General features: G+C 51.2%; 12 protein-coding genes. 7 read left to right on the top strand and 5 right to left on the bottom strand.

Annotated features, from left to right (window positions below; translation table 11 throughout):
* Positions 1-132 precede the first annotated feature (132 nt).
* Positions 133-3,081 (top strand): glycosyl hydrolase 115 family protein, encoded by a 2,949-nt coding sequence (locus tag BLQ82_RS22845; RefSeq protein ID WP_082722554.1) that lies wholly within the window; start codon positions 133-135, stop codon positions 3,079-3,081.
* A 37-nt stretch (positions 3,082-3,118) separates the two neighbouring features.
* Here the strand turns inward: BLQ82_RS22845 and BLQ82_RS22850 are convergent, their stop codons facing one another.
* Complete coding sequence (locus BLQ82_RS22850; protein WP_062520977.1) at positions 3,119-3,898, bottom strand: helix-turn-helix transcriptional regulator; 780 nt, start codon at positions 3,896-3,898, stop codon at positions 3,119-3,121.
* 137 nt (positions 3,899-4,035) lie between these two features.
* Here BLQ82_RS22850 and BLQ82_RS22855 point away from each other — a divergent pair, with 137 nt between their 5' ends.
* Entirely contained in the window at positions 4,036-5,481 is a 1,446-nt protein-coding gene (locus tag BLQ82_RS22855) for an amino acid permease (RefSeq protein ID WP_082722553.1), read from the top strand.
* On the opposite strand, the gene BLQ82_RS22860 is transcribed toward BLQ82_RS22855, so the two are convergent.
* Together BLQ82_RS22860 and BLQ82_RS22865 are read right to left on the bottom strand one after the other, a co-directional pair.
* Complete coding sequence (locus BLQ82_RS22860; RefSeq protein ID WP_062520975.1) at positions 5,478-6,110, bottom strand: LysE family transporter; 633 nt, start codon at positions 6,108-6,110, stop codon at positions 5,478-5,480. The genes BLQ82_RS22855 and BLQ82_RS22860 overlap by 4 nt on opposite strands.
* 107 nt (positions 6,111-6,217) lie before the next feature.
* Positions 6,218-7,072 carry a manganese catalase family protein gene (locus BLQ82_RS22865; RefSeq protein ID WP_062520973.1) on the bottom strand — a complete coding sequence of 285 codons (855 nt, stop codon included), beginning with the start codon at positions 7,070-7,072 and terminating at the stop codon, positions 6,218-6,220.
* Positions 7,073-7,248: 176 nt separating this feature from the next.
* Here BLQ82_RS22865 and bcbE point away from each other — a divergent pair, with 176 nt between their 5' ends.
* From bcbE to BLQ82_RS22890, 5 genes are all read left to right on the top strand, one after another.
* Positions 7,249-8,523 (top strand): bacillibactin exporter BcbE, encoded by a 1,275-nt coding sequence (bcbE, locus tag BLQ82_RS22870; RefSeq protein ID WP_062520971.1) that lies wholly within the window; start codon positions 7,249-7,251, stop codon positions 8,521-8,523.
* 30 nt (positions 8,524-8,553) lie between these two features.
* Positions 8,554-9,876, top strand: coding sequence for an LTA synthase family protein (locus tag BLQ82_RS22875; protein ID WP_062520969.1), 1,323 nt, complete (start codon positions 8,554-8,556; stop codon positions 9,874-9,876).
* A 52-nt stretch (positions 9,877-9,928) separates the two neighbouring features.
* On the top strand, positions 9,929-10,117 hold the full coding sequence (locus BLQ82_RS22880; RefSeq protein WP_062520968.1) for a hypothetical protein: 189 nt from the start codon (positions 9,929-9,931) through the stop codon (positions 10,115-10,117).
* A gap of 15 nt (positions 10,118-10,132) precedes the next feature.
* On the top strand, positions 10,133-10,435 hold the full coding sequence (locus BLQ82_RS22885) for a spore coat protein (RefSeq protein WP_062520967.1): 303 nt from the start codon (positions 10,133-10,135) through the stop codon (positions 10,433-10,435).
* Positions 10,436-10,539: 104 nt separating this feature from the next.
* Positions 10,540-11,805 (top strand): erythromycin esterase family protein, encoded by a 1,266-nt coding sequence (locus BLQ82_RS22890; RefSeq protein ID WP_062520966.1) that lies wholly within the window; start codon positions 10,540-10,542, stop codon positions 11,803-11,805.
* On the opposite strand, the gene BLQ82_RS22895 is transcribed toward BLQ82_RS22890, so the two are convergent.
* Positions 11,802-13,598, bottom strand: coding sequence for an alpha-glycosidase (locus tag BLQ82_RS22895; protein WP_425281039.1), 1,797 nt, complete (start codon positions 13,596-13,598; stop codon positions 11,802-11,804). The genes BLQ82_RS22890 and BLQ82_RS22895 overlap by 4 nt on opposite strands.
* 261 nt (positions 13,599-13,859) lie before the next feature.
* Positions 13,860-14,381, bottom strand: a complete 522-nt coding sequence (locus BLQ82_RS22900; RefSeq protein ID WP_062520964.1) for a DUF3231 family protein — start codon at positions 14,379-14,381, stop codon at positions 13,860-13,862.
* Positions 14,382-14,429: the final 48 nt, after the last annotated feature.

Raw genomic sequence — 14,429 nt, forward strand, 5'->3', positions numbered from 1 at the left:
AGGGCTTCTCCGTTTTTTATTTCTATTTAGTAATTACAAAAAGTTGCTAGTTTACCCATGGAGGCTGAAACCGCTTACCTTTATAATGTGCCTGAAAGCACGAAATTAACAATGCCAAGGGGAGATATATTAATGATACCGAATCACGCTTTGAATACAACGGGGGTCGGGACTCCGGGAAACCCGCGCGAAACGGGACAGCCACTTGAAGTAGAACAGCCGGAGTCCGTGCCGCTGCGGGAATTCACACTTGTGAAGGCGGGAAAGGCTGCTCCAATTTACATAGATCCCAAGGGGGAGGATTATGCCGGGTTATGCCGGGTGGCCGGATCTTTTGCAGCAGATGTACACCTGGTGACTGGTACGCAGCCTGACATCTGCACAGAACCCGGTAAGCTGGATGGAACGGCCGTTATTGCCGGGTCTATCGGCAGCAATGGGCTTATTGACCGGTTAATTGCAGATGGAACCCTGGATGTATCCGGGATTCAAGGTAAACGGGAATGCTACCGGATTCAGGTGGTTGAACGGCCTATGGCAGGAGTGGAGCAGGCGCTCATTATTGCGGGCAGCGATAAACGGGGGACGATCTACGGTATCTATTCGATTTCGGAAAGGATCGGAGTCAGCCCTTGGGTCTACTGGGCGGATGTTGTCCCGGAGAAGAAGCCGCTGCTGGCTATTTCTACAAGCCTGCTGAATGTAACCTCCAAGGAGCCGTCTGTAACATACAGGGGTATTTTTCTCAATGACGACTGGCCGTCGCTTGGCTCTTGGGTCACCCAAACGTTTGGGGATTTCAATGAAGAGTTTTACGACAAAGTATTTGAGCTGGTCCTCCGGTTGAAGGGGAATTATGTATGGCCTGCGATGTGGAGCGCCGAGTTCAGCCTGAACGGCAAAAGCAGCCCGTTGGCTAATGCCAGACATGCTGAGGAATACGGCATTATCATGGGCACCTCCCATCATGAGCCCTTGTTCCGGGCAGGCAGTGAATGGCAAAAGGTGTACCATCAGTACGGAACAAGCAACCTGTGGGACTTTGCCCGGAACAAAGAGGCTATCACCGCTTTTTGGGAAGACGGAATCAAGCGCAACGGGATTTTCCACAACCTGATTACCCTCGGGATGCGGGGCGAGGCTGATTCTGCACTGGAAGGCTCCGACCGGGAGAATATTGAGCTGCTTAAGGACATCATCCTGACGCAAAAAACACTGCTGAGAAAATATAATCTTGAACATGCGCCGCAAATTCTGGCTGTCTATAAGGAAGTGGAGAAGTATTGGTATGGCACCGCCGGAGTGGAGGGCCTGAAGGATTGGGACGTCTTAAAGGATGTTATCATTCTGCTGGCGGACGACAATTTTGGCAATCTCCGCAAAATCCCGGCAGCCCACGAGCAGCGCCGTAGTGCAGGCTGGGGCATGTACTACCATTTTGACTACCATGGCGGTCCGTTTTCCTATGAATGGGTAAATACCATTCCGCTGGAGAAGGTGTGGGAACAGATGTCCATGGCGTTCGATTACGGCATCCGGGATGTATGGATCGTCAATGCCGGGGATTTGAAGCCGATGGAGCTGCCGGTATCCTATTTTCTGGATTTGGCCTATGACTTTGAGGCTTGGGGCACGGGGGCGGCTAACCGGACCGGAGAGTATACCAAGCGGTGGGTGGAGCAGCAGTTCGGCCATACACTGGAACCGGATACAGTAGAAGGAATCGCACAGATATTATCCGGCTACACCCGGATGAACGGAAGGCGCAAACCGGAAATCGTCACGCCCGCAACCTTTAGTCTGCTCCATTACCATGAGGCCGGGCGGGTCTTGAAGCAAGCGGTAGAGCTTGAGCAGGCTGCGGATACCTTTTACACGCTGATTGCCGAACAGCATAAGGATGCCTATTATCAGCTCGTCTACTATCCTGCGGCAGCTTCAGCGAATGTGGTCAAAATGAACATCTTTGCGGGACTGAACAGACTATATGCACAAAGGGGCAGCGTACTTGCCAACACCTATGCGAATCTGACAAAAGAAGCCATCGAGCGGGATAAACATCTGCAGCAGATCTATAATACCGGCATCTCGGGAGGTAAATGGCAGGGTATGATGAGCTCGGCTCATGTGGGCTATGTCCACTGGGATGCGGAAGGATGGAAATATCCGGAGGTTGCCACCATAACCCCTGTCAAGGACCTGCTAATGATTGTTGATGTGGAGGGAACAGAGCAAGGTTATGTATCAGGGACGGCCAGCCTCCCGGCCTTTACCAATCTGCTGAGAGAAACTTATGACATTACGATCAGCAATGGTGGAGAAGCGGGATTTGAGTATCACGCGGAGAGCAGCGAAGATTGGATCAAGCTGGAGCCAACCCGGGGGTGGGTTGACACGGGAGCGACCATTCAGGCAGCGGTGGATTGGGATAAGCTGGAGGAGGCGGCTTCTGGTGAAATTACGCTTTCGAGCGCCGGAGCAGCCGTGAAGGTACAGGTGGCTGTGGATTGGACCAGCCTTCAGGATGTGCCGCCGATGACTTTTATTGAAGCCCACCAAGTCGTGTCCATAGAGGCGGAGCATGCCATAAGCCGTGTATCTAGGTCCGGGGTAGAGTGGAAGGTTATCGGGAACTATGGACGCACGTTATCCTCGGTCAAAATGTTCCCGGACGGCGTGTCTTTTGCCCAGCCGGAGCAGGCACCTTATCTGGAGTACCGGATTCTGGTGCGTGATGATGGGGAATACACCCTGACGGCCTATATTGCCCCGACGAATAATCTCTCACCGGCCAGCGGATTGAAATATGCAGCAAGCCTGGATAACGGAACACCGGTGGTTGCAGACGCTCTGCCGATGGGCTATGAGGGAGGCAATCATGATCATGAACCGTGGTGCCGGGCCGTGATGGATAATATTCATACCCCGGCCACTTCCCATGTGCTGGCCAAAGGGCTGCATACCCTCCGTTTCTACGGCCTGGATGCCGGACTGGTTCTGCAAAAGCTGGTTTTGTCCGCTGCTCCGCTGCCATATTCTTACCTCGGACCTGAAGAGAGCTTCTATACAGGGCAGCAGTAGGAGAGCGGAAGATATTCGCTTTGCCGAGTGTCCTCCGTTATTTCATCGCAGATGACGGGGGATAGCCCTTTATCATTTTGAATACATTGCTGAAATAGGCAACATCATGATACCCGCAATGCTCCGCGACCTCCGACACATTGAAACCGCCTGCCGACAAAATCATCTCCGCATTGTTTACCCGCACTTTGTTCATGAATTCCTTGCAGGCCAGGCCGGTGTTCTGCTTGAACAGCTTGCCCAGGTATACGGGATTCAGGCCGACCCCGGCGGCCAGATCGGAAATGGTTATGTTCTCTGAATAGTGATCCATGATATAGGCCATCACTTTATGGACTCGCGGATCAACCAGCGGTGCCTCCTGATGGTGGGCGATGCTAAGCAGCCGGTATACGATCAGCTGGAAAATAGCCCGGGCCTTCATCCGGTAGAGCGGCTGCTTGCCCATCCACACATGGGAGAATTCCCGGATATCGTCCATAATTTCTTTGGTCCTCCAGTTCCTCGTAACGGTATCGAAAGGCAGCTGCACCTGATTATCCGGCCCTTCCCAGCAAAAATTAAAGGCATAGGAATGCATTGGAGATTGCTTGCAGGTCTGGGCCTCGCGTATGCACCCCGAAGGCGCGTAGAGCATGTCGCCAGCCTCTATCGTAAATTTCTGATCGTTAATGTAATAATCCGCACGGCCTTCAAGGATGAACGTCAGATCATGGAAATCAATGGGGCTTCTGGCAATCTCCCAGTCCGGAAAGCATTTGCGGTCGACGAACAGAAAAACCTTTGGCACAAGGTTCTCATATTGGCTAATGTCCATGAGAGCTATTCCTCCTTCCGTACATCATCATAGCATCATGGATTGTAATGTTAAATGCCTGGCCGTTAATGAAAATTAACAGGTGTGGGAAGCCTAAGGAAGGTGAACATTTAAAATCCCAAACAGGTGAGGAATGAATGGATTTGGATAAAGCTTCAGGGAAGGCAAAAGACGACAAAAAACTGAAATGGTGGCAGCTAAGTCTGCTGGGCGTTGCGGGGACCATTGGCACCGGTTATTTTCTGGGGTCCAGTCTGGCGATTTCCATTGGAGGACCGGCGGTTTTGCTGGTGTATATTCTTGCCGCCGCAGGCACTTATGTAGTATTTGACGCCTTATCCAGAATGACGGCGGATCATCCGGAGCAGGGATCTTTCCGTACCTATGCCAAAAAGGCCTTTGGGAGCTGGGCGGGCTTTGCCAGCGGCTGGGTGTACTGGTTCTCGGAGCTGCTGATCATGGGAAGCCAGCTGACCGCCCTGGCCATTTTTGCCCGGTTCTGGTTTCCGGCTGTGCCTATGTGGATCTTCGCAGCAGGCTTTGGCCTGCTGGGGCTGATGATTGTCTTCTTCGGCAATAAAGGGTTTGACCGTGTCGAAAATGTGCTGGCGGTCATCAAGATAGCTGCCATCTTAATGTTTATGGTTTTGGCAGCGGCTTTGCTGGCGGGATGGATCGGGGGCGGCAAATATACACCTAAGCTTCCGCTTACGGCTAAGGCATTGTTTCCAGCCGGTGGGATAGGCCTGTGGTCGGCATTTCTGTTTGCCTTCTACGCGTATGGCGGCATTGAAGTACTGGGAATTATGTCTAACCGGCTGAACAAACCGGAGGAGGCCCCGAAGGCGGGAAAAGTAATGCTGCTGACGCTGACTGCCGTATATGTCGTCTCTATTGGCCTCGCGGTAACGATGGTGCCATTAAGGGCTTTTAACCCCAAAGAAAGTCCGTTTGTCCTTGCCTTAAGCAGTGATCATCTGGCCTTTGTGCCGCATTTGTTCAACGGGGTACTGATCATCGCCGGATTTTCAACGATGACCGCTTCGCTCTATGCCGTGACCTCAATGATGCTTACCTTGGCACAGGAAGGCGATGCGCCCCGGCTGTTCTCCAAGAAGCTGAAGGGAAAATATCCGCTGTACGCCCTGTGTCTCATTTCCGGCGGGTTAATTGCCGCAATCGTGATGTCTCTACTGCTCCCGGGGAAAGTATATGAATATATCACTACGGCAGCAGGACTAATGCTTTTGTATAACTGGTCTTTTATTTTGCTGTCATCAGGGAAGCTGCTGAAGCCAATGAAATGGAGCGGATTGAAACGCTGGACCGGGCTGGTGCTGATCGTGCTGGCGGTTGCCGGGACTCTTTTTCACAAGCTCAGCCGTCCTGGATTATACATCAGCCTGCTGCTCGTAGCGTTGATTGTAGGGACTGACCTCATTGTTCATAAGGTCCGCAATAAAAGCGGGGCCTCTTCTTCTGAAGACAGCCCTGCACAGGAACAGACGGCCCGGCATCACGGGCTGGCAGGAGGACCGAAGTTCAGGATCATTGGCATCCTCAAGCGCAAGAGCAGGCTCTAATGGAAAAACAGCAGCCGCATGGCTTGTACTCCAAAATAAAAGCCAAAGGCGACCAGCGAAAGCCCGGACAGCACGGAGATCGCCTTAAGCACCCGGGCCGTCAGCAATTTGCGGAACACGCTGGAGGCTGCCGCCATGCATACATCCCAGAGAAGAATTCCAAGTATAATAGCACCGCTGTAGATTAGCAGCTGCTGAAGAGGATATTCGTTCGCGGCTTTGGCGAGAATGGAGCCGTAAATCCCCAGCCAGAACAGGATGGAAAGCGGATTAAATAGAGACATCAGGAAGCCTGCCAGATAAGATTTGGCGTGGGAGGCTTCACTGTCTCTCATTTCCGAAGCCGTAATCATGCCCGCACTTTTAATGCTCTCCACACCTGTATACACCAGCACAAAGAACCCAAACAGCCATAAGAAAGCCCGGACAAACGGCGCATCCAGAAGATGGATGACTCCAAAATAAACCAGAAGCATATAAATGATATCTGCACTTATGGCTCCAAGCCCAACTAACCAGGCATGCAGGAAGCCCCCCCGGATACCCTTGTCCAATTGTGCTGCGTTGATCGGACCAATCGGAGCTGAAAGCGACAGCCCCAAAAAGATATACCCTATGAATACATTAATAGTCCCCGCCCTCCTTTTACTATTCTGTAGTTAGCTTATTCTTCCAGGCAGGGTTGTAGGACAACAAAATGAAGACCCCCGGAAAATCGGGGGCCTTAGTTAGTATTTTATACATTCATATCATGCAATCCGGGGCTGTGCTCATTAGCCAGTTCCGGCATCATTGGCACAGGAAATCCAACTGGAGGAGGGACCACTTCGAGCGTTCCTTTGCTGCGGCTTGGAGAGGTTCCCTGGAAGATCTCGCCCATACGGTTCGGCTCCATGCTGAAATTAAACTGGGCGTTATGATATCCCAAGTCCACAAATTTGCGGCATTCCGGGTATTTATTGATATCATAATTGGGAACCGGGAAGATGCTGCCCCAATTAACACCGAGTGTCTCCAGCGCTTTGGCGAAGGCATTCTGGTGGGCGTTATCCCGCACAATCAGGAAGGCGAGCGTTTCACGGAAGGTTTTGTTGGAGCTCATTTCATAAATCCGTGTTTTCTGCAGCACACCAGTAGATTCCAGCACAACATTATTCAACAGATCCCCGATGAGATTCCCGTGGCTGTATACATAATTGCCAAGCCATGGGTTGCCGGCCGCATCAACAGGCAATGAAGCCTGCGCTCCCACAATATAATGATGGGGATTGGCATGTTTCACCGCTTCGTCCAAAGGGGCTTGGTCTGCACCGCCGTTACCGGCTTCATCTTTCCCTGATCCGTTCAACAATTGATTGATGGTGTGCTGCACCAGCTCAACATGGGCAATTTCTTCCATAAAAATGCCCCGCAGCAAATCCCGGAACTGCAGCTCCTTCCCGCGAAAATTACTGCTCTGAAAAAAATACTGCATCATGGTACGCATTTCCCCGTAATGCCCGCCCAGAATTTCCTGAAGGACCTTGGCCGCTGCCGGGTCCGGCTTATCTACTGCAATACTGTTGATTAATCCTTCTTTATAGAAATACAGATTAAAAACCTCCTCGAAGTGATTTGCAATGATTATGGATATCTTCCCCTTAGCAGCTTCATGTTTATACTCTCACCGGGCCCGCAGGGACATTTTCCCTCTTGGATATGCGTGTATAAATCGTCCAGAAGAAACCACAATATCAACATGTGAATAACGACAAAGGTGGTTCTACCATGAAGGGAAAGAAAGGGGCTCTGGTGGCACTGGCTTCCATCCCGCTGATCATGACACTGGGCAACTCCATGCTGCTGCCCATTCTGCCGCAAATCTCCAATGAGCTAGGGATCAGCGCTTTTCAGGTCAGTATGATTATCACCGTCTACGGACTAATTGCAATACTGATGATTCCGATTGCCGGGTACTTATCCGACCGTTTTGGGCGGAAAAAAGTAATTCTGCCCAGCTTGATTATTGCGGCTATAGGCGGAGCCGGCTGTGTTGCCGCAGCGTGGTTTATGAATGGAGTGAGTGCTTACTGGGTCATATTGGCCGGGCGCTTCATCCAGGGGATCGGGGCTGCCGGAGCCTTCCCGATAGTGATTCCTTTTATTGGGGATTTGTTCAAGGATGAGAAGGAAGTCAGCAAAGGCCTGGGTGTCGTGGAGACCTCCAATACCTTTGGCAAGGTGCTTAGCCCCATTCTGGGCGCTTATTTGGGCACAGTGCTGTGGTATGCCCCATTTATAGCAATTCCTATTCTTTGTCTGATTTCATTTGGGCTGGTTGTGTTCCTGGTCAAGAAACCGGAGGCTGAGGAGCAGCCGGAGAAGAAGGCGCTGCGCCGGTTTTTAGGAGAAATCAAGGATATTTTGCATGAAAAGGGACGCTGGCTCTATGCTATTTTCGCCATTGGCGGGATCTGTATGTTTGTTACCTTCGGGGTCTTGTTTTATTTATCCGAAACCCTGGAGGCCAAATACAATCTCCACGGTTCCTCCAAGGGTTTTGTGCTGGCGATTCCGCTGGCTTTGCTATGTCTGGCCTCTTATGGCAGCGGCAAAATCATTGGCCAAAACAAAGCGCTTATGAAATGGCTTGGTTTTGGAGGCATGGTGCTGCTGACGGCAGCCATGGTCATTACCGGCTTCAACAATAATATTTTTTTCATGGTTGGGTTTCTGAGTCTAAGCGGAATCGGGATTGGTGTGGCTTTGCCCTGCATGGATGCGTTGATTACGGAAAGCATTGAGAAGGAAAACCGGGGGACCATTACCTCTTTATACAGCAGCATGCGGTTTATTGGAGTGGCACTGGGTCCGCCCGTTGTTTCGCTTTTGATGACCCGGGGGCACTGGGTGCTGTTCGGGACGATGGCGGCTGTCGGCACAGTCGGCGGATTGCTGACGTTGTTCGCGGTGAAGCCGAGCGAAGGCGGGAATAAGGAGGATAAGCCTATGAAGTCCGGGAAAATCAGAAGCAACCCGCTGCAGCGGCAGCGCGCACGCTAAGCGATCAGGATGGAGAGGAGAGGCGAAGCGATGGGTATATTCTCTATTCGGAGAACCTGTAAGATCTTGGCCGTATTCCTCGTGGGCATTATCATTGCGATATGGCATCCCTACCGGAAGATGCTGCCTTCATCCAGTCTGAAGCAGCTTGCTGTCCAACCGAATGATGGCCCCAAAGCTTATTATGGGGTTGGAAAAGGATACCATCTCATCCTGGTTCAGCTGGAATCCTTCCAGAATTTCCTGCTGGACCAATCGGTTGAAGGCCAGCCGCTGACTCCTGTTCTGAATACATTGAAGTCGGAAAGCTTATATTTCCCCCAGCTGTTTCAGCAAATCGGACGCGGGAATACTTCAGATGCCGAGTTTACAGCGAATACCTCCATTTACCCTGCGGGTGCGGTGCCCATGTCATCGAAATACGGAAACCGGAAGCTGCCCAGCCTGGCAAGATTGCTGCATAAGCAGGGGTACATTGCGGATACCTTCCATGTGAATGAGGCAAGCTTCTGGGACCGGAATCAGATGTACCCCGCACTGGGGTTTGATACCTATTATGATCAGCCCTATTTCCGCAAAGAGAAGTTTAACCGGTTCGGGGCTTCTGATGAGGAGTTGTACCGTGTCGGGTTCGAGAAGCTGACTGCTCTGGCCAAGCAGAACCAGAAGTTCTATGCCCAGTTTGTGACCGTCTCCAGCCATTCTCCGTATACCATTCCGGAAGACAGGAAGCGGCTGAAGCTGAACGGCCCGTTACACGGGAAAACCCTCGGGGATTATCTTACAGCCGTTCATTATGCGGACTATGCACTGGGAACCTTCATCGGTAAGCTGAAACAAACCGGTCTGTGGGATAACTGTGTTTTTGTTGTGTATGGAGACCATTTTGGGCTGAATAAGAAAAAGTACAATCCCCAAAAGATTAGTGATGCCTTGAACATTCCCTATCATAAGCATATCAGCACCTTTAATGTGCCGCTTTTGATCCACCTGCCGGGACAGCATAGCGGGAGAGCGATCGGCCAGACCGGCGGACAAATTGACATTCTTCCGACAATCGCCAATATAATGGGCCTGGATCTTAAGGAAGAGGGGTTTACGGCTTTTGGACAGGATCTGGTCAACGCCGGGCATAATGTTGTCGGCATGCGCTATTACCTGCCCGCAGGCTCGTTTTTTAATGACAAGGTGTTATTTATCCCCGGTAAAAAAGGCTTTGAGGATGGGAAAGCCACCTTGATTAGAACCCATCAGCGGGTTCAGGATATTACACCCTATAAGGCAGACTATGACCTTATTATGGACCGCCTGAAACGGTCGGACAGCTATGTAGAGCATCTCCCGCTCCGGTGAATATAATTTCGGCTTTGGGATATAACAATGGGGGAGAAAGGAGGGGAATATCATGGCGAACCGTTTAGGTGTTCATGAAATGCTGGAGCTACATGAGCTGCTTACTTTCAAAACAAATTGTCTGACCAAAAGTCAGACTATGCTGCCATTGGTGTCGGATGCGGGGCTGAAAGGAATCATTCAGGAAGACATCCGCGGAGGTATTGAAGACATTCAGCAAATCAGATCTTTACTCGTCTAATTTAGGAGGCAGAAGATGAATCCAATTGTAGAGAACCTAACAGGAATGAACGCGATGACAGATCAGGCCATTGCCACTGATTTATTGATGGCCTGCAAAAGCGGTCTGAAAAGTTATGCGGCAGCCATCTCCGAGTCCGCCAGTCCGGAAGTAAGAAGTACATTAAATGCACAATTCGGCAAGGCTGTAGGATTACATGAACGTGTGTTTAATTACATGAGCGATAATGGGTTCTACAATGCCTACGATCCGGCACAACAACTGCAAATGGATATCCAGAATGCAGATAAGGCTTTGTCCCTTCCCAATGTTCAATAGCTTCAGACAAGGCTATTAGACCCTAGACAGAGATGAGGACCGCCAAGCTTACTGACTTGGCGGTTTTCATTTTACATAAGTAAATATTCAAGGAGTGAAGGAACATGGATGATTCAACCCTTATGCAAGCGATCCGGAAGCTGGCGTTGCCTTTTGGCCGTCCTGAAGCATTGGACAGTCTGGCCGCTGAGGCTAAAAACGCAAATTATGTCCTGTTGGGGGAAGCTTCTCATGGGACTTCAGAGTTCTACAGCGTACGCGCCGAAATAACCAAACGGCTGATTACGGAAGAAGGCTTCCGGTTCATCGCAGTAGAAGGCGACTGGCCCTCCTGCTACACGTTGAACCGTTATATTAAGGGTTACCCCGATGCTGCTCCCCATGCGCGGGCGGCACTAAGCGATTATACCCGCTGGCCCACCTGGATGTGGGCGAACCGCGAAATTCTTGAATTGGCCGAGTGGCTGCGCAGCTATAATGAAGGACGCCCGGACGGGGAGAAGGTAGGCTTTTACGGCATAGATATGTACAGTCTGTGGGAATCGATGGACGAAATTCTCAAGTATCTCTCGTCCAAGGGGAGTGCGGACCTGGAAGCGGCAAAACAGGCCTTTGAGTGCTTCGAGCCCTTTGGCAGGGACGAGCAGTCGTACGGGATTTCAGCGTCGTTGTATGGGGAGGGCTGTGAGGACGAAGTCATAGCACTGCTAAGCAAACTTCAAGATGAATGGAAAGACGCTCATCCGGCTGACCGGGAAAATGCCTTAAGCGCTGAGCTTAATGCGATGACGGTACAGGGAGCGGAATCGTATTACCGGACGATGATCCGGCACGACTCCGGCTCGTGGAATATCCGGGACCGCCATATGGTTGCGGCCTTGGACAAGCTGATGGAGTTTCATGGTGAAGGGGCCCGGGCAGTGGTGTGGGAGCATAACACACATATCGGTGACGCCCGGGCAACCGATATGGAGCAGGAGCAGATGGTCAATGTGGGACAACTGCTGCGTGAAAAGTATGGCAGCGCCGTCTATGCGGTGGGATTCGGAACATACCGGGGAACGGTAATTGCAGGTAGAGCCTGGGGAGCTCCTCCAGAAATAATGCAGGTGCCGCCAGCCATGAAAAACAGCTGGGAGGAGCTCCTGCACCGGGATGGGGCTGAGGACAAGCTGCTCTTGTTCAGCCAGGAAGAGACTGTCCTGAACCAGAAGGTCATCGGTCATCGGGCCATTGGCGTTGTCTACCATCCCGAAAGGGAGAGGGGCAATTATGTACCCTCAACCCTCCCCAGACGTTATGACGCTTTTATTTATCTGGATCATACCCGCGCGTTGTCGCCGGTTGAGATGGGGCTGATCCAAGCTTAGGTTTCGTCCGTTTTGATCAGAATTCTGTAGCTGTATGGAGCAAGATCCAGCACAGCCTGTCCGTCCGCAGGAATGAGCTTCTCCCCATTCAAGGCATCCTGGAAGTGACCCTTAAGAGGAAGGGGCAGGGTGGCAGGCTGCTCCGAGGGATTCAGTGAAATGACGAAATGGGCATCCTCATCCACCCGTTCATAGACGAAAGCACGCTCCTGCGGATTAGCCGCCAGGATGCGGAACCGGCCGGTCTGCAAAGCCGGAAACGCCTTCCGCAGCCGGATCAGAGACTGATAGCTTTCGAAAAGCTCACGGTTCTGGCGCTCCTCCTCCCAGATCATACATTTGCGGCAATCCGGATCACCCTCACCCTCAAGGCCGATTTCATCGCCGTAGAAGATGCAGGGAGTGCCCGTAAAGGTGAACAGGAAGGCGGCGGCCAGCTTCAGCTTTCTCGGGTCCCCGCCCAGCTGTGTGAGAATCCGCGGAGTATCATGGCTGGCCAGCAGATTGAACAGCACCTCGTTGGCTTGCTGAGGGTAACGCATCAGAAGATTCCCGAGCTGCTCGCCAAAACGACCGGCGTCCATATCGCCGTTGTTGAGGTATTCTATCAAACGGCTGGCCAGCGGATAATTCATCACGGAATCGAATTGATCTCCGTTTAGCCAGCGCATGGAGTCGCTCCAGACCTCGCCAATAATAAATGCCTCCGGATTAATGTCTTTGACAAGTTTACGGAAGTCCCTCCAGAACGTGTGGTCAATTTCGTTGGCCACATCCAGTCTCCAGCCGTCAATCCCCACTTCCTTGAGCCAGTAGCCGGCGGTATCAAGCAGGTACTTCCGGGCCTCAGGGTTCACCGTATTCAGCTTAGGCATGTCCGCAAAAAAACCAAAGGCATCATAATTGGGCTTTCCGTCCGTAACCTTCACAGGGAAATTATGAATATGAAACCAGCCGGCATATTCCGAGTGTTCCCCATGCTCAATCACACTTTGGAATTGGGGGGATTGTGCGCTGATATGGTTAAATACGGCGTCAAGAACCACCCGGATCCCCTTGGCATGGGCGGTTGTCACCAGCTTCTTAAGCAGCTCCACATTACCGAAACCCGGATCAACCTTTCTGTAATCGGTAGTGTCATACTTATGATTACTTGGCGCTTCGAAGATAGGCGTCAGGTAAATAGCTGTAATTCCGAGCCGGGCCAAATAATCAAGATGATCTATAATCCCTTGCAGATCGCCTCCAAAAAAGCTTTCAGCTGTGGGCGTATCTCCCCATGCCGCCACATTCACCGGATCATTTCCGGGATCCCCATTGGCAAAACGGTCCGGCATGATCTGATAGAATACGGCTGACTTGGCCCAATCGGGGGCTTTGAACAGGTCGATCTCATGGATATAAGGTCTTTCATAGTAACCATCGGGTGGTGCTGGCAGTTCTGTAAAAAATCCGGTTTCCGTCATCCAGAGGGTTTCGTCTCCTGCCTGCATGCGAAAGGCGTAAGAGAAACGCTTGTTTTCCGGCTTCACAGCCGTTTCCCAATAATCAAAAACCTGGTCGGATGCTATTTTGTGCATCCTGTGCTCCTCATGATAATGCTCCCAATCATATTTGTCGCCCGTGAGAGCAAAGACCTGGTTGACATTCCCTTTCCCTGTCCGGACACGCAGATGGAAGGTATCCTTGTCATAGAGATACGCCCAGTTGCTGTGGGGAACATGATGGAGTGCTTCACGTTGAATAAGTGTACGGTTGCCTGCAGCTTGGAATGCTTGTTCTTTGGTATGCATAGAAGTCCCTCCCAAACTCTCGAATTAAGTATATTGTAGCCGGCCAGATCAAAAGTAAACTCCCGGTTCACACAAAAAGACCCAGTTCAGCGCTGAGCCGTTTGAACAAATTGGATTTCACTGGGCGGCTAAAGATCTTGTACCCCGTTATTCCGGGGAGCAAACAAATTATTACAAACGGAGGTTTCCCGTTGATATTACCGGTTAGAAAAGACAAAGCCCTTTCTGTTCCCGCCTGGAAACGAAAGGGCTGGTCCTGATTTAAGCGTTCACAGTCTCTTGTCTTTTGACTTGAAGCGGCGGAGGAATAAGCCAGCCTTTTTCTTTAAGCATATTCAGAATTTTCACGCCAAGGGCTGCTTTGGTCATGTGATACTTGCCGAATAAGGCGCCGACATCCTCACGGATGCTTTGTCCCATCGCCTGGCTGCAGGCCACCAATGAAGTGGCGACGTCCGCGGCAATTTTGGCGGCAATTTCAGGATCTGTAAATCTTGCCCCTACGGGAATATCTTCGAGCTTGGCCTGGGGTCTGTCGGGCAGCGCCGGAGCAGTGCCAATACCGTTGTCAGTCAATAATTTGTCGCATTCGCTTACTTCCAGTTCAGCCTGATCAATTAATGAGCTCAGGATTTTTTTCAGATCATGGTCACCCGCATGATTCAGAAAGGCACGATAAAAGGAAATAGCACCTTTTGCGACCATCGAAGCCTGCCAGACATTATAAATTTCTCCATAATGCATCGGTTCATCTTTTGCATTTCCGCCTAAAATCCCAGACATACACATGCTCCTTTTATCTTCAATTTTAGAAAGCCCGCGCCTTCAAAA

Origin of the sequence: Paenibacillus jilunlii, assembly GCF_900102965.1 — a bacterium.
Taxonomy (GTDB): Bacteria; Bacillota; Bacilli; order Paenibacillales; family Paenibacillaceae; genus Paenibacillus_AQ; species Paenibacillus_AQ jilunlii.

Excerpts from the sequence above, each read along its gene's own strand:
- BLQ82_RS22900 (WP_062520964.1), bottom strand. The coding sequence starts at position 14,381 with ATGTCTGGGATTTTAGGCGGAAATGCAAAAGATGAACCGATGCATTAT.
- BLQ82_RS22850 (WP_062520977.1), bottom strand. The coding sequence starts at position 3,898 with ATGGACATTAGCCAATATGAGAACCTTGTGCCAAAGGTTTTTCTGTTC.
- BLQ82_RS22875 (WP_062520969.1), top strand. The coding sequence starts at position 8,554 with ATGGGTATATTCTCTATTCGGAGAACCTGTAAGATCTTGGCCGTATTC.
- BLQ82_RS22855 (WP_082722553.1), top strand. The coding sequence starts at position 4,036 with ATGGATTTGGATAAAGCTTCAGGGAAGGCAAAAGACGACAAAAAACTG.
- BLQ82_RS22890 (WP_062520966.1), top strand. The coding sequence starts at position 10,540 with ATGGATGATTCAACCCTTATGCAAGCGATCCGGAAGCTGGCGTTGCCT.
- BLQ82_RS22885 (WP_062520967.1), top strand. The coding sequence starts at position 10,133 with ATGAATCCAATTGTAGAGAACCTAACAGGAATGAACGCGATGACAGAT.
- BLQ82_RS22845 (WP_082722554.1), top strand. The coding sequence starts at position 133 with ATGATACCGAATCACGCTTTGAATACAACGGGGGTCGGGACTCCGGGA.
- BLQ82_RS22880 (WP_062520968.1), top strand. The coding sequence starts at position 9,929 with ATGGCGAACCGTTTAGGTGTTCATGAAATGCTGGAGCTACATGAGCTG.
- bcbE (WP_062520971.1), top strand. The coding sequence starts at position 7,249 with ATGAAGGGAAAGAAAGGGGCTCTGGTGGCACTGGCTTCCATCCCGCTG.
- BLQ82_RS22895 (WP_425281039.1), bottom strand. The coding sequence starts at position 13,598 with ATGCATACCAAAGAACAAGCATTCCAAGCTGCAGGCAACCGTACACTT.